The organism is Streptomyces sp. NPDC002573, assembly GCF_042889625.1.
Lineage (GTDB): Bacteria > Actinomycetota > Actinomycetes > Streptomycetales > Streptomycetaceae > Streptomyces > Streptomyces gibsoniae.
On sequence record NZ_JBIARC010000095.1, the window covers coordinates 1 to 20,738 of the forward strand.

Genomic DNA, 20,738 nt, shown 5'->3' on the forward strand with positions numbered 1-20,738 from the left:
CACTGGTCACACTTCCGTAGACACAGCCAGGCCCGAGCCCGCCGCTCCCACTACAAACGTCGAGGCCACAACCCCCAGATGCGGTTGCAGTACTAGCTAGACTAGTGCGGGACGGGGTCGTGTGGATGTGAGGCTGTAGAGGGCAGGTCTTGGTCGACCCAGACGAGCTTGCCGCCCGTTGAGGAGCGGCAGCCCCACCTGCGGGACAACTGGGCAACCATCATCAGGCCTCGGCCGTTCTCGTCGACGGTGCAGGCGTGGCGCGGGCGCGGGTAGGAGCCTCCGCTGTCAAAAACTTCGCAGGTCAGGACTTGGTGCTGGATGAGCCGGAGCCGGATCGGGCCGGCGCCGTGGCGGATGGCGTTGGTGACCAGTTCGCTGACGACCAGCTCCGTGGCGGGCATGAGAGGCTCCAGCCCCCATTCACTGAGTTGACGGGCGGTCAGGTGCCGGGCGGTGTGGACGGCGGTCGGCTCAGGCGGCAGGTCCCAGGAGGCGATCTGGGCGGCGTTGAGTGTGCGGATCCGGACCAGGAGCAAGGTGACGTCGTCGGGTGCTGCCTGAGCCGGCACGGTTTCCATCACTGAGGAGCACATGTCTTCCAAGGACTGATCGGGCTGCGTCAGGGCGGCGCCCAGGCGGTGCATGCCGACGTCGATGTCCTCGTCACGGGATTCGACCAGGCCGTCGGTGTAGAACGCGAGCACGCTGCCCTCGGACAGTTCCATTTCCACGGCCTCGAAAGGGACGCCCAGCCCGACGCCGAGGGGGGTTCCTGTGGGGAGGTCGGGGAAGGTGACCTGGCCCTGTGGGTCGGTGATCGCGGGCGGGGGGTGCCCGGCCGCTGCCATCGTGCACCGCCGGGTGGCCGGGTCGTAGACGGCATACAGACAGGTCGCGGCCAGAATCACGGGGAATTCGTCCGGGCCGTCGGTGTCCTCCTCGGTCAGCCGGCGGACCGTGTCATCGAGGCGGGCCAGCAGTTCCTCGGGGGGCAGGTCCAGGTCCGCGAGCGTGCGGACGGCGGTGCGGAGCCTGCCCATCGTCACTGCGGCGTTGATGCCGTGTCCGACCACATCCCCGACGACGAGGGCCACCCGTGCGCCGGACAGCTCGATCACGTCGAACCAGTCGCCCCCGACGCCGGCGTCCATGTCGGCCGGCAGGTAGCGCGAGGCCACCTCGACCGCCGTGCCGCCCCTCAGACGGTGGGGGAGAAGGCTGCGCTGCAGCGCGAGGGCCGTGGTGTGTTCGCAGGCGTATTGGCGGGCGTTGTCCAAGGACAGTGCGGCCCGGGTGACCAGCTCCTCGGCGAGGAGCAGGTCATCCTCCTGGAACGGTTTGGGGTCTTCGGTGCGGATGAACACCGCGACACCCAGCACGGAACGCCGCGCGCGGATGGGCACGATCATCAGGGAGTGCATACCGTTCTCATGGATCGTGCGAGCCCGCGCCGGGTCGTGGTCGAGCCATGTCCCAGGCGAGGTGTCCAACACCTGTTCCAAGTGGGACCTCCCCGTGCGCAGGGCGCTGGTGAATGGCGAGTCCGGTGAGACGAACACCGTCTCCCCCCGCGCCCACGGGGATTCTGGGATCCCTGGGTGGATCGAGGCCAAACCGGCACGGCGGAGAACAGGGGGGTGATCATGTGTCGTGTCGATTCGGGCGGACGGTTCTTTGCCGAACGGAACCGAGCCCGCCAGGTCGACGACGGCGTAGTCGGCCATCAACGGCACGGCGATGTCGGCCAGTTCCTGCCCGGTCTGCACGACGTCCAGGGTGCTGCCGATGCGCGTGCCGGCCTGGCTGAGGATGGCAAGGCGCTCGCGCACCCGCCGGCTGCCGGTGACATCCACGCACGAGAGGCACACCCCCAGCGCCTTGCCGTCCGCGTCCTGGAGGCAGAAGAACGAGACCGCATATGCGTGCTCCCGGCGCGGATCTTCCGGCGGCCACGCCCGGTACTCGTGGACCGTGGAGTCGCCGCTCTCCAGCACCTGCTGCGCCACTACCTCAAGCGCTTCGTTCTCGAAACCGGGCACCAAATCCGTCAGCCGGCGTCCGAACCGCCGGTCACGAGGAATGCCGTCGAGGCGCTCCATCGTGTCGTTCGTCCAGGTGCAGCGCAGCTGCAGGTCACGAACAACGATGCCCATCGGTGCGCGGTTGAGAAGCGCCTCCCGCACCGATCCATTGATCATCCCCGAGGAGAGCGTGCTCATGTCGGTCAGGGATACCAGCCACCGCAGGGCTGCATCCTGTCCCCGCAGCAGTGAGAGGCGCAGGCTCAGGTTGAGCGTGCGGCCGTCGCGGTGGCGGACCGCCACGGTGCCGGACCAGCCACCCCGGGCACGGCACTGCTCGGCGAACGCTGATACCCCCAGCGGCTCCCCGGAGGGCGGGAGCACGAGTGCGGCGGACTGGCCCACCACCTCCCCGGCCGAGTACCCGACAAGCCGCTGAGCGGCCTGCGTCCACCCGACCACTGTCCCTTGTTCGTCGAGCATCGCGATCGCTGCGTCGGCTATCTCGTGGAGCTTCTGGTCGGTGCTCGTCATGGCGGTCGATCACGTCCTTGTCTGGGTTTCCTTGGCTCGCGACCTGGATGTCGCGTCCGTGGGTTCTTGGGCGAAGCCTCAAGGAGGCTGGACTTCTGGGCGGTCACTCCCTTGCGTCTTTGGCGGGAGTGAGCCGTGTGCTATCCACCGTCGCGCTACGGATCGCCCATGACGCCGGTGGATGTCCCCGGTAAAGGACCCCTGGGGTGCCCCCTGGGGTCCCCCCTGGGGTGCTAGGGCGTGTTTCAGAAGTGGATCTTGATGTGTCAAGATCCACTTCATGGGGAGGCATGATCTGACGAATGCGCAGTGGGCGAAGCTGGAGCCCCTGCTCCCCGCTGGGAAGAAATCCGGACGACCGCCGGTGCACACCAAGCGCCAGTTGATAGACGGCATACGCTGGCGCACCCGCGCTGGTGCTCCGTGGCGGGACGTTCCCGAGCGGTATGGCCCGTGGGAGACGGTGTACGGGCTGTTCCGGCGTTGGCAGCGGGACGGCACTTGGCACCGCATCTTCGAGCAACTGCAGGCCCGGGCCGATGCCGAAGGACTGATCACCTGGGACGTCTCGGTGGACTCCACCATCGCCCGCGCGCACCAGCATGCGGCGGGCGCCCGCAAAAAGGGGATCTGCAGATTGAGCCGCCCGGTGGTGTGTTCACCGAGCCCGCCGACCACGGGCTCGGACGCTCCCGGGGCGGGCTGACCACCAAGCTCCACCTGGCGGTCGAGCAGGCCCAGAAGCCGATGTCGCTGGTGATCACGGCCGGACAGCGCGGTGACTCCCCGCAGTTCCAGGTGGTCCTGGGCCGTATCCGGTGCCTCGGCTCGGGCCGGGCCGTCCGCGTACCAGGCCCGACAAGGTCCGCGCCGACAAGGCGTACGGCTCCCGCGCGAACCGCGCGTACCTGCGCAAGCGCGGCATCCGCTGCACGATCCCGGAGAAGCGCGACCAGATCGCCAACCGCAAGAAGCGGGGTTCCCGCGGTGGCCGGCCACCGCAGTTCGACGCGGCCGACTACAAAGAGCGCCACGCTGTGGAGTGCGGAATCAATCGCCTCAAGCGCCATCGCGCAGTGGCCACCACGAGGTACGACAAGCTCGCCGTCCGCTATGAGGCGACAGTGCTGGTCGCGGCCATCAACGAATGGCTGTGACCAGCACTTTCGAAACACGCCCTAGTGTCCTGCGCCTGAAATTCGTTGAATATATCGGGCGAGGGAGTCGAGGATCTCTTCGGCGGTCTTGGTCCACACGAACGGTTTGGGGTCCTCGTTCCAGTTCTTGATCCAGGCGCGGAGGTCCTTCTCCAGGCTCTGCACGCTCTTGTGGACCCCGCGGCGGATGAGCTGGTCGGTCAGGAAGCCGAACCACCGCTCGACCTGGTTGATCCAGCTGGAGCCGGTCGGGGTGAAGTGCAGGTGGAACCGGGGATGTTTGGCGAGCCACGCCTTGATCGCCGGCGTCTTATGGGTGCCGTAGTTGTCGCAGACCACATGGACGTCCAACCCCTCGGGCACCGTCTTGTCGATGGTGGTGAGGAATTTCTTGAACTCCGTTGCCCGGTGCTGACGGTGCGTCTCACCTATGACGGTTCCATCAGCGATATTGAAGGCTGCGAACAGGGTGGTGGTGCCGTGCCGGACGTAGTCATGGGTGCGCCGCTCGGGCATCCCCGGCATCATCGGCAGCACCGGCTGGGAGCGATCCAGGGCCTGCACCTGGGACTTCTCATCGACGCACAACACCACTGCCTTCTCGGGCGGGTTGTGGTACAGCCCGACGACATCCACCACCTTCTCCACGAACAGCGGGTCGGTGGATAGCTTGAAGGTGTCGGCCAGATGCGGTTTGAGCCCGAAGTCACGCCAGATCCGGCCGATGGTGGACTTCGACAGGCCGGACTTGTTCGCCATCGAGGCCCTCGACCAGTGGGTGGCGTTCTTCGGAGCCTTCTCCAAGGTGGCCACCAGCACCTCCTCGACCTGGTCCAAGGTGATCGACGGCGGCCGCCCAGGCCGCTCCTCGTCCACCAAGCCCTCCAGGCGCCGCTCAACGAACCGGGACCGCCACTTACCCACCGTCGGCCGTGAGATCCGCAAATCCTGCGCGACCTGCGTGTTGCTCGCACCCTCCGCGCAGGCCAATACGATCCGACAACGCAACGCCAGCGCTTGCGACGACTTCGCCCGGCGCTCCCACCGCTGAAGCGTCACACGCTCCTCGTCGCTCAACACCAACTCGGACTTCGGCCGCCCTGACTTCGACACCCCACCAATCTACAACATAGAAAATGAATTTCAGGCGCAGGACACTAGTAGGGCTTGGTCAGGTCGGCTGTGGTGGTGCGTGTCCTCCTGGCTTGGTGTGGCGTTGGGAGTGTGTGACTCCGGACGAGATTGCTGTGGTGCGTGGTGAGTTGGAGGCGTTCGCGGCGGAGGTGTTCGAGCCGTTCGCGCGCAATGACCAGCGCCGCTGGGGGCAGGTCTACCTGCGGGGACTGCTGACCGACGGGCAGCGTAAGTCGGTCGAGCCGATGGCCGCACGGCTCGGCGAAGACGGGAACCGGCAGGCACTGGCCCATTTCATCACCACCAGCCCGTGGGACCCGGCCCACATCCGGGCGAAACTGGCCTGGCGGATGGAGGAGGCGATCGGACCAGAGGCCCTGGTCTTCGACGACACCGGATTCCTGAAGGACGGGACCGCCTCGGCGTGTGTGTCGCGGCAGTACACCGGCACCGCCGGCAAGGTCACCAATTGCCAGGTCGGCGTCTCACTCCACCTCGCCTCCGACCACGCCTCCGCGGCGGTCAACTGGCGACTGTTCCTGCCCCAGACATGGGATCCCACCTCGCCGAAGGCCGATCCGGGCAAGGTCACCCGACGTGCCGCCTGCGGCATCCCCGACGACGTCGGGCATGTGGAGAAGTGGCAGCTGGCCCTGGACATGCTCGACGAGACCCGCTCCTGGGGGATCGAGGTGCCACTGGCCATCGCGGACGCCGGATACGGCGACGCTGCCGCGTTCCGCCATGGGCTGCAGGCCCGCGGCCTGAACTACGTCGTGGGAATCTCCAGCACGCTGTCGGCTCAGCCCGCCGGCGCGGTGCCGGTGGCCGAGCCGTACTCCGGGACCGGACGCCCGCCGGTGGCCAAGTATCCCGACAAGCCGCAGTCGGTGAAGGAACTGGTCATCGCGGCAGGACGGAAGGCAGCTCGGCCCGTGCAATGGCGGGAAGGCTCCCGGCCCGGCACCGGCCGCTCCGGCCGCAAGCGGATGTACTCCCGCTTCGTGGCGTTGCGCGTCCGGCCTGCCGGACGCGAGGTCCGGCAGGCCACCGACGGCCCGGAGCTGCCGGAGTGCTGGCTGCTGGCCGAATGGCCCGCCGGCGAGAGCGAGCCGGTGCAGTTCTGGCTGTCCGACCTGCCCTCCGGCATGCCCCTGACCACACTGGTCCGGCTCGCCAAGCTCCGCTGGCGCATCGAGCACGACTACCGGGAGATGAAGCAGGCCCTGGGCCTGGCCCACTTCGAGGGCCGAACCTGGAGCGGCTGGCACCACCACGTCACCCTTGTCTCCGTCGCGCATGCGTTCTGCACCCTGCAACGACTGGCCCGGGCCCCAAAAGACGTGGCGTCGGCCTGAGCCTCTACCAGGTCGTCCGCGAGCTACAGACACTACTCGCGGTCTGGACCGGCGCCTGCCCGACCTGCCACCGCGACATACCAGCACCAATACGCACCTGACCAAGCCCTACTAGTGCCTTCCCAGGGGCCCACGGCGACCCGGTTTCCGGCGGGACTTGGCCTCTCCAGCGCGACGCCGCCGCGACGAATCCCCACCGTGCACATAAATGAACAAAAAGTAACCGACTGGGATGCGCCGTCCACCCCACGCTTCTCGGCGCCTACCGGGGTGCGTGCTTGGCCCACGCGGTCGTCGGTGGGGCTGGAGTGCTCAGCGGAGCTCTTTGCGTGAGGTGATGCCGAGTTTCACGAACACGTGGCGCAGGTGCCACTCCACGGTGCGCGGGCTGATGAACAGCTGGGCGCCGATCTCCGTGTTGGTGTGCCCGTCGCGGGCGAGCCGGGCGATGTGCGCTTCCTGGGCGGTGAGCGCGTCACGGGGGTCGGCCGTGGGTTTGCGTACCGTCTCCCCGGATGCCAGCAACTCGCGTAGGGCGCGCTCGGCGAAGGCGTTCGCCCCCATGCGTCTGAACGCCTCGTAGGCATCGCTCAGCTGTCCGCGTGCGTCCACTCGCCGGTTTTCCCGGCGCAGCCACTCGCCGTACAACAGGTGGGCGCGGGCGAGATGCACGGCAATACGGGTGCGCTGCAGCCGCTCGATCGCTTCGCGGTAGAAGGCCTCGGCAGCCTGCCCATCGGTGAGCAGTGCCCGTGAGCAAGCCTCGGTGCCCAAGGCCCACTCGGTGCCGCTGACCCGCGTTCGCTCCTGCAATCGCTGAAAAGCCGCGGCGGCGGCCTCCTGCCGGCCACTTCTGACCCCCGCTTCGATCAGCTCGACCAGCGCCACGCCGAGAATACCGAGATCGTCATACTCAACCGTCCGCTGGGCGGCAGGCAGCGCCGTGGCGTAGTCACCGAGACCGTTGTACAGCACCGCGGTCGCATACCCGGCCCAACCGAGCAGCCTTCCCTCGCCTCGCACCGTCGCGTCGTGGCAAGCCGTCTTGATCAGGTCCAATGCCGGGGCCGGATGACCGCGCCAGGCTGCAAGGACGAGCGAGGTGTTCCTGAAGTACGGGCTGCCGGTGGCCTCGGAGATGGCGTGAGCCTCGTCGATCAGCGCCGAGGCCTCGGCGAACTCTCCGGCAAGAGGCCACGCGCCGTAGGCGAGCGCCATGGGAAGGAAGCCGAGGTCACCGGCGTCACGAGCCCGCTCGACCATCCGGTTGGTCAGCTCATGCAACATCTCGTCGTCCCACAGGTCCCAGGCGACCGATCCAGGGTGCGACAGAATTACGACGCGCGTCTTGCTGCTGTCGGCTTCGCGGAGCAAGGCATTCAACGCTCGCTTCAGCGGTGGCACCCCGGCCGCATAGCCGTCGGTGAACCGTCTTGCCAGGCCGTACACGAGGAGATCGATGGCTCGCGACGACTCAGGCGGCGCAGGCAGGGCGCCGGCCTGCTCAGCCACCTGCCGTACTCCGCCGCCACTGTTGAGTCGGCCGGCGTAGACCGCTGCACCGAACGCTTCGAGGTAGGTCTCCCGGGCCGAAGCGGGATCGATCGGCTCAAGAAGTTTGGCCGCGTGCACCAGCAGCGGCGGAGCGTCACCGCCGCGGCTTTGGGCGAAGGCGATCTCCCCGCGCAGCCGCTCCAGCCGGGCACGCTGCAGCTCGTCCAACGGGCCCAACTCCGCAGTCGCGGTCAGCTCGTACGCCGCATCAGGTGCCCCAGCGTCCAGCTTCGCCTCAGCGGCCGCGAGCGCACGGGCTGAACGCCGGGCTGCATCGGGTGTCAGCTCGGTCGCCCGCTCCAAGAACGCCGCTACCGCCGCGCAGCCGCCGCGGGCTCGTGCCCGCTCAGCCGACTGCTCCAACTCGCCGGCCACTTCCTCGTCCGGGCCCAGCGCGGCGCGGGCGCGGTGCCATGCCCGGCGATCAGGGTCGAGCTGCGGATCGGTCGCCTCGGCCAGCGCGCGATCCACAGCTTGGCGGTCGCAGAGGGGCGCGTCCCGGTAGACCGCCGAGCGCACCAGCGGATGACGGAACCGCACCCGGGTACCCAGTTCCAGCAATCCGGCACTCTCGGCTGGTGCTGCCGCCTCCGCCCCGATCCCAAGCCGCTCAGCCGCACGCCACAACAAGGCGACATCGCCGACAGGGTCAGCCGCCGCCGTCAACAGAAGTCTTTGCGTCGGTGGCGGAAGCGACTTCACCCGCACCAGGAAGCTCTCCTCGATGCGGCTCGCCAACGGCCCCGCGTCAGGCAGGTCGAACCCGCCGGCCAGCTGCGCCGGCGTCAACCCACGAGACCACTCCAGCAGGGCCAGCGGGTTGCCGTGTGCCTCGGCGACTAGACAGTCTCGCACCTGTGCGTCCAGTCCCCCGCCAATCGCCGACTCGATCAACGAGCGCGCATCCTTGTCATCGAGCCCTGCAATCGCCATCTCCGGCAGACCGTCCAGCCTGGTTTTGCGTTCCTTTCGCACTGCGAAAACCAACAAGACCGACTCGGCGAGCAACCGTCGACCGACAAATGCCAGAGCCTGCACGCTGGCCTGATCGAGCCATTGCGCGTCATCCACCAGGCAGACCAACGGCTGCTCCTGCGCGATGTCCGAAAACAACATCAGAGCTGCCTTACCGATCACAAACCGATCCGGCGAGTCCCCGGCACGCAAACCGAACGCAGCCTCCAGCGCGTCTCGCAGCGGACCCGGAAGATGCTCCACCCGGTGGAGCATCGGGACACACAGCTGATGCAAGCCGGCGAACGCGAGCTCCATCTCCGACTCGACACCCCCGGCACGGACGACACGGCACCCCGACGCCTGCCCCGCCAGGTAGTCAAGCAACGCCGACTTGCCAATCCCCGGCTCCCCACTGATCACCAGCGTGCCGCTGTAGCCCGATCGCGCCTCGGCGAGCAGCTGGTCCAGCCGTCGACATTCGGCAATCCTGCCGCGCAACATGGGTCCGAGCCTCCTCCAGTCATCCTACGACCGGGGCACCACCCGCACCGCCTCCCCACCCGGGCATCACGGCGCCGCGACTCGGTCACCGAAGCACCCCTGACGATCCGCACCTGAAAGGAACCGCCGATCTACCCGGCGGCTCTCTTGCCACGCATTTCGTGATCACAGCAGGCGATGCAGCGCCCGCAAATGCGATCGAGGGTCACGCTGAACATGCCGATCCGCGACGGTCCAGCTGGGCGCTCCACCTGGACCATGAAGGCCCCGCCCGATACCGCTGCGTGTGGGACGACGGCAGACGGGGTGACAGAGAGATAAGGTGCGGGGCGTGCCAGGAAGCCTTGCCCACCGAGCGATGTCACTTGGTGCCGGCGATGCGTCGTCGAGTACGCCCCCGGCAAGGCCGGCACCGGGGATGGCACGGTCTACCGAGTGATGACCACTTTTGTGGATCCGGATAACGCGCAGGCCGAGCATGGTCCGCACCCGGCGCCCGGAGCGGGAGGCCCTGTTTCCTTCATCGCATCAGGCGACATCCACCGGCACGGCGTCCCCTGGGCGGCTGAGTCGTAGGGTCGGGCCCGACGGCGACTATGGGCGGTGGTTTTGTGCGTCCTGTGCCGCGTCGTAGCGACTGCGGGCGGTTTCCACCTCGGGCATCTGGCGTTGGACCAGGTCGATCAGGTCTAGCAGGCGTGCGGCGACCGCCTCGCCGAGTTCGGTGAGTGTGTAGTCCACCCACGGAGGGTTCCCGGGCTGCGCCGAGCGGTGCACCAGGCCGTCGCGCTCCAAGGCACGCAGGGTCTGCGACAACATCTTCTCGCTGATGCCATCGACGCGCCGTCGCACTTCGTTGAAGCGCAGCGTGCCCGAGCTGAGCGCGCTGAGCGTCAGGCTGCCCCACTTGCCTGTGACGTGCTCCAGCGTCGGCCGCGAGGGGCACGTGCGAACAAAGACGTCGAAGGGTCGCTCGCTACCTGCCTCGGTGTGCTCCTGCGTCGTGCCGTCACTGTGCATCCACGAAGCGTACCAGCAGTTAGCACTTACTATTGGTTTGCGCTTTCTTAAAGAACGTGCTCTCCTTGCGGGTGTCGGCTCACCCCGGTGCCTCCCATACCCGGGGCAGCACGCATCGAGCAGCACGCATCTACACGTATCTGTTTAAGGAAAAAGTGATCGTGACCACACCTGTCATCTCCATCGCCTACCACTCCGGCTTCGGCCACACCGCAGTCATCGCCGAGGGCGTCCGCGACGGCGCGGCCGCCGAGGGCGCCACTGTTCACCTGATCGACCTTGAGCAGATCTCCGACGAGCAGTGGAGCCTCCTCGACGGCTCGGACGCGATCATCTTCGGCTCGCCCACCTACATGGGTAGCGCCTCCGCCGTCTTCCAGGCCTTCGCCGAGAAGACGGCAAAGCGGATGATCACCCAGCAGTGGAAGGACAAGATCGCGGCCGGCTTCACCAACTCGGCTTCGAAGAGCGGCGACAAGCTCAACGTCCTCCAGAACTTCACGGTCCTCGCCGCACAGCACGGCATGCACTGGGTTGCCCTGGGCCTGCTGCCCGGCTGGAACTCCTCAACGGCGTCGGAGAACGACCTCAACCGGCTGGGCTTCTTCCTGGGCGCCGGTGCCCAAAGCAACAATGACCAGGGCACGGAGGGCGTACACAAGGCGGACGTCGCCACCGCCAGGGAATTGGGCAAGCGCGTCTCCGAGGTCGCCCGGGTGTATGTGGCAGGCCGCACCGCACTGGCCGCCTGACGGCGGGTTAAGAGGCCGGGCGCTGGCGGAATCTCCTGCGCCCTCACGGCTCACGGCGCTGCGCTAAGCCAGAAGAAACATATCCAAACACGCGAAAGCTCTTTCGCACGCTCGACATCGAACAGCCAAGGAGTGGGGCATGACATCAACGCCCGAGACGACACGGGCCGCACAGCTGCTGGGCCGGCCGTTCACCATTGGCGATCTGACCGTGCATAACCGGATCGCCATGGCCCCGGTGACCAGGCAGTTCTCGCCCGGTGGCGTGCCCGGTCCGGACGTGGCCGCCTACTACGCCCGCCGGGCGGCGGGCGGTGTCGGCCTGATCATCACCGAGGGCACCTTCATCGGTCGTGACGCCGCCGGCGCGTACAACGACGTTCCGCACTTCTACGGCGAGGATGCGCTGGCGGGTTGGGCCCGGGTCGTACAGGAGGTTCACCAGGCGGGTGGCCGCATCATGCCGCAGCTGTGGCACGCCGGAGTGCAGCGTACGCCCGACAGCCTCCCGGCCGGGGTGCCGGCCGAGAGTCCGTCCGGAGTGGGCCTCGACGGCCGGCCGTACGGCACCGCAATGACACTGCAGGACATCGACGAGGTGATCCGGGCCTTTGCCGAGGCGGCTGCGGCAGCGGAGCGAGTGGGCTTCGACGGTGTCGAACTGCACGGCGCACACGGCTATCTGATCGACGACTTCCTGTGGGCCCGCACCAACGAGCGCGCCGACACGTACGGCGGCGACATCGCTTCGAGGACCCGCTTCGCCGCCGACATCGTCGCCGCGGTCCGGGCCGCGGTCTCCCCCGGGTTCCCGGTGATCTTCCGCCTGTCACAGTGGAAGACCGACCACTACGGGGCCAGGATCGCCGAGACTCCCGTGGAGCTCGAGCAGCTGCTGACGCCGCTGGCCGCCGCGGGCGTGGACGCCTTCCACGCCTCCACTCGCCGCTACTGGCTGCCGGAGTTCGAGGATAGCGACCTCAATCTCGCCGGATGGACCAAGAAGCTGACCGGCAAGGCAGCAATGACCGTGGGTTCCGTCGGCCTCGCCACCGAGTTCATCGGACCGCAGGGCCGCCCGCGGCAGTCCGGGGTCACCGACATCGATGCGCTTCTGGACCGCCTGGAGCGCGATGAGTTCGACCTGGTCGCCGTTGCGCGTGCCATCGTCGCCGACCCTGACTGGCCCACCAAGGCACTGCAGGACAGGCTCAGCGAGGCCATTCCGTACGACGTGGCCATGCTCAACACCCTCGTCTGAGCTTGGCACGGCCACACGGGGGGTGCCGGGTCCGAAAGTCCGGCACCCCACCTCCTTCCTGGAGTTTCTCGGTTACGCGGCGGTAGCTTCCCAGGTCGCGCTGTCGATGACTATTACCGGCTCTGTCTCATTTTTCGTGATGGGGCGTTTGTGTGGTTGGTCATTGGGCCGCCAGGACGCACGTGCGTAAGAGGGGGAAGCCGGCCCGGCCGTACATCCTCCGCTTGATCAGCTTGATCTTGGTGATGGTGCCCTCGGCGACGCCGGTGCTCCATGGCAGCGTGACCCCGGCCATCACGGCCGACCAGTCCTCCTCGATCCCGCGGACGAAGGAGCGCAGTTCCGGCTGGTCGTCGGCGAGAACCGCGGTGGTCCAGGCCCGCAGCCGGGTGCGGTTGCGCTCGCACGGCCGGGTCACCAGCGCGGCGAAGTCGCGGACGTGCCCGGTGAGAGCGTCCAGTTCCCGGCAGGCCTCCAGCGCCTGTTACAACTGTTGCCGGTCGCCGGGGCGCAGATGCTCGGGGTCGGACATGATCCAGGCGGTGAGCCGTTTAACCTTCGGCACCTGCGTGGCCGGTGGCGCCTTCTGCGCGGCGATCAGCGGAGCGAGGTAGCGGCGGACCAGCTGGACGGTGCCGGTGTAGCCCCGGGCCCGGATCTCCTCGCACAGCCGGGTCGGCGAGTGCATCCCCTCATCCCACCGCCGGTGCAGGTAGGGCGTGAAGTCCTCCAGTGCGGTCACCCGCCCGCCCAGGGCCTTGGCCAGGACCTCGTCCACGCTTGCGGCGCGGGCGAAGCGGCGCACGGCGCGCATGCCCAGGCCCAGTTCGCGGGCGATCTCGCCCAGCGCGTAGCCCTGGTTCAGCAGGCCGTGCACCGCAGTGAACCGCTGCCGGGTCCGCTGGACCAGCGGCCGGTCCTCGAACGCCGCCGCGATCACCTGGGCGGTAGCCCTCTCGCCGGGCGTCTGCGCCTGGGCCAGCCCCTCGCACAGCGGAGCGCGCAACCGCGACACCGCCCGCTCGACGTGCTGCCCGAGGTTGTGCCACAGAGTACTGGTGGGCCGTCGGCGAGGTGCCTGCTGAGCAGGCCCTTTTCCGACGGCCCCCAGCCCGAACGACGCATGCGAGTTTTCCCCGCACGTCGCTCTCCAGTGACTACTCCGTGAGTGCTGGGGCGGGTCTCGTGCCGTGGATGTCCGCGTGACAACTCCCGCAGACCACCAGGGTTTGCGGTGTCGCGCGGCCATGAGATCTGCCCACGGTGGCCGGGTTCCGGATCGGCCGAGGTCGGCGAGCCTGGCGACGTGGTGAACTTCCACCTGGTCGATCCGCCCGCATGCCTCGCACCGTCCAGCAAGAAGCCGGGTGACCAGCTCCTTGCGTTTCGTGTTGACCGGGGCCAGCCGACGGTCGTTGATGACCGTCTTCTTGTCTCGCCGCAGCGGGATCCCGCCGAACCGTCCGGCCAGTGGCTTCCTGCCGGTGCGTTCGACGCGGGCCTCGAAGCATTTGCGCAGCCCGTGCGGTGTCTCGATGGTGGCCGCGTAGGCGCGGGCCATCTTCGACACCGACGAGCGGTGCTTGTTGGCGAGCGTCATCAGCATCGAGGTCTCCATGACCCATTGCAGCCGGGCGAGTCGAAAGACGTCGCCGGCCAGCAGGTAGTACTGGACGATGCCGCGGTACTCCGACCCGTAGGTGCTGATGATGACGTGGTCATCCTGGTTCAGCAGCTCGGGCCGACGCGCGGGTTTGCCGCGCTTCATGTACTGGGCTTGCTTGGCAGTTACCACCAAACGAGGGACGCGCAATCTGATGACCCCATTGACGGAACGTTTTCCGCCGGTGATCTTGCGGTCGTTGTGGTGCACGGTGATGTCGTAGCCGAGGAACCTCGCCGCCTGGGTGCGGGCGTGCGTGATGAGGGTCTTCTCCGGCGACAGTTCCAACTTGAGTTCGTCACGAAGGAATTGCGCCAGTCGCCGTTTGATTTCCTCGGCCTCTGCCTTGGGTCCGGCGAACCCGAGCAGGGTGTCATCGCAGTAGCGCACATACCGCAGCCGCCGATAGCCGGGATCCTGAGTGTCCATGCTAGGTATGCTGCGGAGTTGCTTGCGCAGTTCCCGCAACTGGGTGCGGTCGCCGCGCTTGCGCGCGCGTTGCATAGCCGCCCACACCCTGTAGAAGGCGCGGTTCGGCTTCCTGACCCTGCCCCGGTCGACCGCCCCGGTCCACCACGGGGCGCTTCACCAGCGACGACAGATGTACGACAGGTGCCTGCTCCTCGTGCGCGGGCGGCTGCGGCGAAGACGGGCTGATGGTCATCGTTCTGCCCTACCAACGTGGGTATCGCCCCGCGCGTGAGCTGCTCTCCGGCAGCATCACGGGGCCGTATACCCATAATCCTGCCTAAAACGTCACTAGTCGGCCTCGGGAAGGACTGGTCTGACCGGCTGACTCAGCGCCCCGCAAAGGGGTCGGACGGTCCCAGGACAACGCCTGCCCAATCGCGTCAGGTGGTGCGCAGGAGGCGAGAAGCCGAGGAAACCCTGGATGAAGACGTCACGCCGGCGGCGGGCTGGCGAGATCCTGACGGTGCCGCGTGCCATCGGCCTCGGCAGCTCGGCGGAACTGCTCGTCCTCCACAGCGCGCCCGCCGCGGAGCGACCGGTGATCAGCGGCGTGCTGCCCGGCGCCGCCTTCCCTGCCTTCGCCCCGACGGCGGCGGTGATGTACCGGCGACGGGAAGGCCGGCAACGAGAGCGCGCGTCGTGCCTGCGGGACTCACTAGGACGGCATCAGCGACGCGGCCGCGGAAGCCAAGGCCGAGGGCTGACTCCGCCCGGCGGCCCTCCGCCCGGAGCATCGACTACTTCCCAGGAGAATCATCGGGTGACCAAGACTGCGGAGATCTCCCGACAGGCCCTGCTGCGCCGAGGCTTCGCCCTGGAGTACGCCACGCTGGGCTGGAATGCGATCGGCATCGTGGCACTCGCCATCGCCGCGATCGACGCGCGCTCGGTGGCGCTGGCGGGCTTCGGGCTGGACTCCCTGATCGAGATCGGTGCGTCCGCCGTCGTGATCTGGGAACTGTCCGGCACTGGTGAGGAACGCCGACGCCGGGCCCTGCGAATGATCGGCATCGGCTTTGCGCTCCTGGCCCTGTACCTACTGATCCAGTCCAGCCTCATTCTGGCGACCGGCTTCCATCCGGGCCACTCACCGCTCGGCATCGCCTGGACCGCCGTCACCGCGGCGGTGATGTTCGCCCTCGCCTACGGAAAGACTCGTACGGGCACAGCTCTGGACAATCCCGTCCTGAAGGCCGAAGGCCGGGTCACCCTCGTCGACGGACTCCTCGCCGCCGCCGTCCTCGCCGGTCTGGCACTCAACACGGCGTTCGGCTGGTGGTGGGCCGACCCGCTCGCCGGCTACGTCCTCGTGTATTACGCGGCCCGCGAGGTCCGCGAGATCCTCTCGCACCACCACTGACATCCCGGGTGGGCCCCGAACACGGCGACTCGCACTCATAGGAACCATGTCCGGAGCCGGATCGACAAACGGAGACAGAACGGCATGCGACCCGGAAAGGCCACCGCCGACCAGCGGAACATACTGCGGGACTGGGTCATCCCCCTCTGCGCCGTCACAGTCAGCGCCCTCCTCGTCACGGCAGTGGCAACCGAACAAGACAGCGGACTCGAAGACGGCGGACGAGCGACCTTCGCACCGGCGTCCACCCACCTCGCCAAGGCACTCCACGCCGTTCACAGCACACACGCGGTAGGCACCACCACCTGGAAGAGGCGCTGACGGTACTCCACTGTCGAGGTGGCGGGACTTGAACCCACGGCCGTGCTGGATCTGGCGCTCTTCCCGGCTATTGCACGGTGGGGCTGCGTCGTTCTACGAGGATCACGTCGCGCCAGCGGTCGTGGTGGCGGCCGACGCGCTCCCGGGTTCCGATGACGCGGAAGACGGCCCGAGGGCGCGCCTTCAGCGTTCGCGGGCCGCGCGGATGCTCGCTTCCAGCGCCGCCATCAAGTCCACGGCCGGCACAGGCTCCTCTGGCTCCTCCAGCTCACCACCCGACATCTTGGCCACCACCACTTGTTCCAGCGCGGCCGCGTACTCGTCGTGGAGGTCGGCAATCTCCACCCCGGCGAGCTGGTCCATCAGAAGTTCGGCAAGCTCCAACTCCCGTTCCGTCACCGGCGAGGCTGACGACAGGTCACCCGGCTCGCGGATCTCCTCCGGCCACAGCAGCGTGTGAAGGACGAGGATGCCATGCCTCGGCCTCAGTACCGCCAGCCGCTCACGCGCCCTCAAGGTGACCTTGGCGACGGCGACCGTGCCGTGCCGGGCCAAAGCCTCGACAAGCAGCGCATACGGCCGCTGTCCCTGCTCCCCGGCCGCGCCGACCCAGTACGGCTTGGAGTAGAGCATCGGGTCGACATCGCGCTCGGCGACGAAGCCGAGCACATCGACGGTCTTCCGCGTCGGCAGGGGCAACGCGGCCAGGTCCTCGTCGAGGAGGACGACCGTCCGGCCGTCGGGGCGCTCCCAGCCGCGCGCGATCTCCGACTGCGGCACCTCGACGTCCTCGCGCTCGCAGACCTTGCGGTGCCGGATACGGGCGCCGTCGCTGACGTGGACCTGGTGAAGCAGTCCGCGCGCCCACGGTCCCCGAAGCGCAGCGCAGGGGCCCAGCTCGGCAAGCGCAGCGGGCCGCCCACTGGCCCCGGGCGCTGCGCGGGGCACCCCGCTGCGCGGGGCGAGGAGGGAGCAACGCCCGGCCACCCGCCATCAAGGAGTCACGCCTCATGCCCGCATGCCCGGAGCTCATACGCCCCGACAATGCCGCAATCGCGGCCGCCATGAGCCGCGCCCTGACCGCGTTCGCCGGCCTGGTCCAGGCGCTCGGCGACGGCGAACACACGATCAACCTCGTGGCCGAACGCACCGACGACACGTTCCTCCGCGCTGAGGCTGATCTCTCCGTCGGCACCGCCCCGCTACGTCTGGCCGTGCTGGACGAAGACGACTACTGCACGCTGCGCACGCTGCTGGTGTTCGCGCTGGAGGGCACCACCGTGCGGAGCGCCGTCCTGGTCGCCACGACGGCCGCCGAGCCCAACCCCCGTGCGTGCGGCTGGACCGTGCAGAACGGGTGGCTGCACCCCATGGACACGGCCGAGCTCCAGCAGGCCGTCATCCCGTGCCCCGGCGTACCCGCCGTACGGCGGGAGGTCTACGACGCGCCGGTCCTGCCCCAGATCTCCGACGCCGACGAGGAGAGCCCCCGTGGCTGAGACGCCCGCCGTCACCGCTGCCGGCTTCTGCACCAACACTGCCCCGGTCCCCGGCACCATCCGCACCGTCAACGCCAAGAACACCGGCCCGAAGTTCTTCCACCTGCACGGCCGCCGCTACGGCGAATGCCCGTGCGGCAAGGAAGTGTCCCTGACGGAGCGGGACAACCTGCGCCGCCACAAGTCGCCGCAGGAGTAGCCCCACAGACGCCGTTCCTGTCTCCCCCTTCCCCCAGGGAGGCGGGAACGGCCGACCCTGCCAGAGCGCCACTGGCAGAAGAACTGCCGCCCCGACGCCCGCGCCCTCCCTTTCGGCGGGCGCGGGGCGGCAGGCCCCAGCTCACCGAACCGGACGACGAGGAGCCGCAGCCCATGACCAGCCCGAGCCTGACCATCGAAACGCCCGCCGGCGCCGTGGGCGCCACCGCCGGCCTCCGCCAGGCCGACATCGTCGTCTTCGAGCTGGGCGGGGCGATGCGCGGCGTGTGCACGTCAGCGGCACCCACCGCCCCCACCGCTGGGACCAGTTCATCGCCGTACGCGCCTGTCTCGGCCCCGTCGACGCCTTCCAGGCCACCGCCCCCGACGACGCTCTGCCGCGGCTCGCCCGCAGCCGCACCGGCTACTGGGGCAGCCTGACCCTCGACAACGATGACGACACCCACCGCCCCCAGGTCACGGTGTACCCGATGGAGTCCGCCGCCGGACACGAACCGTCGGGGAAGACGACCGCGGCGCTCACCCCCGTCTTGCGCGCCTGCGCCGCCCATGTCGCGCAGCGCGAAGACCTGCCCGCGATCCTTCAGCTGTCGCGGCAGCGGGACACTCCCGCCCTGCTGCGATTCCTCACCTGGTCGGCAGCCCACCACCAGGCCCAAGCCGAACAAGCCCAAGCCAGCTGACCGGACACCACACGGGAGGAGCCGCCTGACGACCAGCCGAACCAGCGGGCCGTCCAGGAGCCGCCAAGACGCTGAACCTGCGACGCAGGTCAAGCTATGAGCAGGCGGAGGCCGAGATCTGCCGCGTCGAGGTCGGCGAGGTCGCTGTTGCGCTCGGCCCACCGGCCGGAGTCGAGGTCGTCGCTGAGGCTTCGCACCGCCCGCTGCTCGGCCTCCGGCCCGACCCTCGTCCACACCGACATCGCACGGCGCACGTGATCCTCCAAATACGCCCCCGGTCGGCGCCAGTACGCCTCGAACAGGCCGTCAGCACAGTCCCACGGGACGGGCACCAGCTCAACGCGGGCGCCGATCGCGTCGGCCATCCCAGCAAGCGAGGGAAACTCTGCGAGGACGCCGGCAAACTCGGGCAGGTAGTCGCGAGTAAGCCAGAACCGGTCCTGCCATCCGGGCTCGTCGGTGTCGAACGTGAGCACCACCACGCGGCGGGCCACACGCCGCATCTCACGCAGCCCCGCTATCGGGTCCCCCCAGTGGTGAACGGTCGAGATGGCCATCGCGACGTCGAAGGACTGGTCCTCGAATGGCAGGCTCTCCGCGGCGGCAGCCACGCACGGCGCCGAGCCAGCATGCCGCTGCCCCCGCATGACCGCCGATGGCTCCACCGCGGTCACGTCGCGATCAGCAGGCTCGTAGGAGCCGGTGCCCGCCCCGACGTTCAGCACCGTCTGCGCGTCCCCGAGCGCATCCCAGATCTGCGCGGCGATCCGCGGCTCGGTACGCCGTGTCGCGGTATAAGCGCCGCCGATCGCGTCGTACAGCCGTGCACCGAGCATCTCCAGTTGCTCCTCCGGTGTCACCTTCAGTCCCTTCGCCCGTGCCTCAAGTTCCCTGTCGATGGCTGCCACCATGGCGTCAGCGCGATCGCGCCGCTCCAGCAGCAGCCCGCGCAGCCGGCGCAGGTGCGCGACCGCGTCGGTGGACGGGTCGCCGACCAGTTCCGCAACCTCCCGCAGCCCGAAGCCCAACCGCCGATAGGCCAGCACCTCCCGCAGCCGCTCCACATCGCCCGCCGAATAAGCCCGGTACCCGGCCGCGGTCCGTGCCGACGGCCGAACAAGCCCGATCTCGTCATAGTGATGCAGCGTGCGGACGCTCACGCCGGCCAGCTCGGCCACGCGTCCTACGGTCCAGTGATCCTCCACGGCACCGACTGTGCAGCCTGACGTCACGTGAGGGTCAAGAGCCTCACTCACGGCAGCAAGAGGCAGGGGGCGTTTCTTCATGCGCGGCACCAGTCTGTCCCCCAACTGCCCGCAGTCCCTGCGCAGTACAGCTACGCTTCCGCCACCGATCACGTCTCGGGGGGCCTTCCATGTCGCCACGCCGGACCCGCGGTTCGTCCTGCATGTTCTACGTCCTCGTCGCCATATGGGGCGTCGGCCTCCCGCTCGCGATCCTCCTCCAGCTCGTCAAGCACGTCCCTGCTGTCGGTATCCCGCTGCTCCTGGCCGCGTTCGCCGCCGGCGGTGTCTACGTGGTGCGCCGCGCCCGCAACGCGGAGCAGCGCCGCCTCGAGGCTGCACGCCTAGCGCAGATCCGCGCCGTGCAGTCACGGGAGGTCGCCCGCTACCACACCATGAACCCAGGCGAGTTCGAGCACGCCATCGCCTACCTGTGCCAGCGGGACGGCTGCACGGACGTCAAGGTCGTCGGCGGAGCCGGAGACCTGGGGGCCGACGTCGTCGCCACCGCTCCCACCGGGCACCGCATCGTCATCCAGTGCAAGCGGTACGGGCCCACCCACAAGGTCGGCTCCCCGGACGCGCAGCGGTTCGGCGGCACCTGCTACAGCGACCACCAGGCGCACATCCCCGTCATGGTCACCACCAGCACCTTCACCCGGCAGGCCGTCAGCTACGCCATCGCACAGGGCATCCGCCTCTACGACGAGCACGCCCTCGGCGGATGGGCATCCCAGACCGGCCCAGCCCCCTGGCACCAGACAAGCGTGCCAGCCACGTAGCCACCAGGTACGCCGCAACGGGACGGGCGAAGCCCTGCAGGTCAGCGCAGCGCGTCGATGGCCTTCACGATCAGGGCGCGGGCGTCCGCCCCGTAGACGGCCATGCTGCGCAGCTGCTCGAAAGCCTTCAGGTAGAGGACGATCTCAGAGGGCTGTGTGATGTTCACTTCCGCCGACAGGAACTCCACCGAGACGAGGGTGTCGTCGTATACGTGGAACGTCTCGATTGGCCACTGGAGTCGGG

General features: G+C 68.4%; 17 protein-coding genes and 4 pseudogenes. 10 read left to right on the plus strand and 11 right to left on the minus strand.

Annotation, left to right across the window (positions count from 1 at the left end; all coding sequences use genetic code 11):
* Positions 1-101 precede the first annotated feature (101 nt).
* Positions 102-2,558: a SpoIIE family protein phosphatase gene (locus ACFYX0_RS41675; protein ID WP_388979508.1), complete on the minus strand. Its 2,457-nt coding sequence runs from the start codon at positions 2,556-2,558 to the stop codon at positions 102-104.
* Between the two features lie 280 nt (positions 2,559-2,838).
* Here ACFYX0_RS41675 and ACFYX0_RS41680 point away from each other — a divergent pair.
* Positions 2,839-3,715, plus strand: a pseudogene (locus ACFYX0_RS41680) (IS5 family transposase).
* 21 nt (positions 3,716-3,736) lie between these two features.
* On the opposite strand, the gene ACFYX0_RS41685 reads toward ACFYX0_RS41680, so the two are convergent.
* Positions 3,737-4,837 carry an IS630 family transposase gene (locus ACFYX0_RS41685; RefSeq protein WP_388979533.1) on the minus strand — a complete coding sequence of 367 codons (1,101 nt, stop codon included), beginning with the start codon at positions 4,835-4,837 and terminating at the stop codon, positions 3,737-3,739.
* Positions 4,838-4,941: 104 nt separating this feature from the next.
* Between ACFYX0_RS41685 and ACFYX0_RS41690 the strand changes: the two genes are divergently transcribed.
* Positions 4,942-6,207 (plus strand): IS701 family transposase, encoded by a 1,266-nt coding sequence (locus ACFYX0_RS41690; protein ID WP_388979511.1) that lies wholly within the window; start codon positions 4,942-4,944, stop codon positions 6,205-6,207.
* 312 nt (positions 6,208-6,519) lie between these two features.
* On the opposite strand, the gene ACFYX0_RS41695 is transcribed toward ACFYX0_RS41690, so the two are convergent.
* Positions 6,520-9,219, minus strand: a complete 2,700-nt coding sequence (locus ACFYX0_RS41695; RefSeq protein WP_388979514.1) for an AAA family ATPase — start codon at positions 9,217-9,219, stop codon at positions 6,520-6,522.
* Between the two features lie 594 nt (positions 9,220-9,813).
* Positions 9,814-10,239 carry a winged helix-turn-helix transcriptional regulator gene (locus ACFYX0_RS41700; protein WP_388979517.1) on the minus strand — a complete coding sequence of 142 codons (426 nt, stop codon included), beginning with the start codon at positions 10,237-10,239 and terminating at the stop codon, positions 9,814-9,816.
* A 161-nt stretch (positions 10,240-10,400) separates the two neighbouring features.
* Here ACFYX0_RS41700 and ACFYX0_RS41705 point away from each other — a divergent pair, with 161 nt between their 5' ends.
* Together ACFYX0_RS41705 and ACFYX0_RS41710 are read left to right on the plus strand one after the other, a co-directional pair.
* Positions 10,401-10,991 (plus strand): flavodoxin family protein, encoded by a 591-nt coding sequence (locus ACFYX0_RS41705; RefSeq protein ID WP_388979519.1) that lies wholly within the window; start codon positions 10,401-10,403, stop codon positions 10,989-10,991.
* Between the two features lie 139 nt (positions 10,992-11,130).
* Positions 11,131-12,252 (plus strand): NADH:flavin oxidoreductase, encoded by a 1,122-nt coding sequence (locus tag ACFYX0_RS41710; RefSeq protein ID WP_355916912.1) that lies wholly within the window; start codon positions 11,131-11,133, stop codon positions 12,250-12,252.
* A 160-nt stretch (positions 12,253-12,412) separates the two neighbouring features.
* Here the strand turns inward: ACFYX0_RS41710 and ACFYX0_RS41715 are convergent, their stop codons facing one another.
* The 3 genes and pseudogenes from ACFYX0_RS41715 to ACFYX0_RS41725 form a co-directional block, all read right to left on the minus strand.
* Positions 12,413-12,670 (minus strand): transposase, encoded by a 258-nt coding sequence (locus tag ACFYX0_RS41715; RefSeq protein WP_355916915.1) that lies wholly within the window; start codon positions 12,668-12,670, stop codon positions 12,413-12,415.
* 66 nt (positions 12,671-12,736) lie between these two features.
* A complete protein-coding gene (locus ACFYX0_RS41720) occupies positions 12,737-13,258 on the minus strand; it encodes a hypothetical protein (RefSeq protein ID WP_388979522.1) in 522 nt (173 codons plus the stop codon).
* Positions 13,259-13,409: 151 nt separating this feature from the next.
* Positions 13,410-14,470: pseudogene (locus tag ACFYX0_RS41725) on the minus strand (group II intron reverse transcriptase/maturase); the annotation flags it as partial.
* Between the two features lie 676 nt (positions 14,471-15,146).
* On the opposite strand from ACFYX0_RS41725, the gene ACFYX0_RS41730 reads away from it, so the two are divergent.
* Together ACFYX0_RS41730 and ACFYX0_RS41735 are read left to right on the plus strand one after the other, a co-directional pair.
* The gene (locus tag ACFYX0_RS41730; RefSeq protein ID WP_355916924.1) at positions 15,147-15,746 is read left to right on the plus strand and encodes a cation transporter; all 600 of its coding nucleotides are present in this window, start codon (positions 15,147-15,149) and stop codon (positions 15,744-15,746) included.
* Positions 15,747-15,830: 84 nt separating this feature from the next.
* The gene (locus ACFYX0_RS41735; RefSeq protein ID WP_388979525.1) at positions 15,831-16,067 is read left to right on the plus strand and encodes a hypothetical protein; all 237 of its coding nucleotides are present in this window, start codon (positions 15,831-15,833) and stop codon (positions 16,065-16,067) included.
* 67 nt (positions 16,068-16,134) lie between these two features.
* On the opposite strand, the pseudogene ACFYX0_RS41740 reads toward ACFYX0_RS41735, so the two are convergent.
* Both ACFYX0_RS41740 and ACFYX0_RS41745 read right to left on the minus strand, forming a co-directional pair.
* A pseudogene (locus ACFYX0_RS41740) lies at positions 16,135-16,239 on the minus strand (N-acetyltransferase); the annotation flags it as partial.
* An 11-nt stretch (positions 16,240-16,250) separates the two neighbouring features.
* On the minus strand, positions 16,251-17,054 hold the full coding sequence (locus ACFYX0_RS41745; RefSeq protein WP_388979527.1) for a Ku protein: 804 nt from the start codon (positions 17,052-17,054) through the stop codon (positions 16,251-16,253).
* A gap of 23 nt (positions 17,055-17,077) precedes the next feature.
* On the opposite strand from ACFYX0_RS41745, the gene ACFYX0_RS41750 reads away from it, so the two are divergent.
* From ACFYX0_RS41750 to ACFYX0_RS41760, 3 genes are all read left to right on the plus strand, one after another.
* Positions 17,078-17,566 (plus strand): hypothetical protein, encoded by a 489-nt coding sequence (locus ACFYX0_RS41750; protein WP_355916930.1) that lies wholly within the window; start codon positions 17,078-17,080, stop codon positions 17,564-17,566.
* Positions 17,559-17,765, plus strand: a complete 207-nt coding sequence (locus ACFYX0_RS41755) for a hypothetical protein (RefSeq protein ID WP_355916933.1) — start codon at positions 17,559-17,561, stop codon at positions 17,763-17,765. Before ACFYX0_RS41750 ends, ACFYX0_RS41755 begins: the two co-directional genes overlap by 8 nt.
* Before the next feature lie 286 nt (positions 17,766-18,051).
* Entirely contained in the window at positions 18,052-18,468 is a 417-nt protein-coding gene (locus ACFYX0_RS41760) for a hypothetical protein (RefSeq protein WP_355916936.1), read from the plus strand.
* 89 nt (positions 18,469-18,557) lie between these two features.
* On the opposite strand, the gene ACFYX0_RS41765 is transcribed toward ACFYX0_RS41760, so the two are convergent.
* A complete protein-coding gene (locus tag ACFYX0_RS41765) occupies positions 18,558-19,646 on the minus strand; it encodes a MerR family transcriptional regulator (protein WP_355916939.1) in 1,089 nt (362 codons plus the stop codon).
* Positions 19,647-19,843: 197 nt separating this feature from the next.
* Between ACFYX0_RS41765 and ACFYX0_RS41770 the strand changes: the two genes are divergently transcribed.
* Positions 19,844-20,494, plus strand: a complete 651-nt coding sequence (locus tag ACFYX0_RS41770; protein WP_388979530.1) for a restriction endonuclease — start codon at positions 19,844-19,846, stop codon at positions 20,492-20,494.
* A gap of 41 nt (positions 20,495-20,535) precedes the next feature.
* Here the strand turns inward: ACFYX0_RS41770 and ACFYX0_RS41775 are convergent.
* Positions 20,536-20,738: pseudogene (locus ACFYX0_RS41775) on the minus strand (transcriptional regulator); the annotation flags it as partial.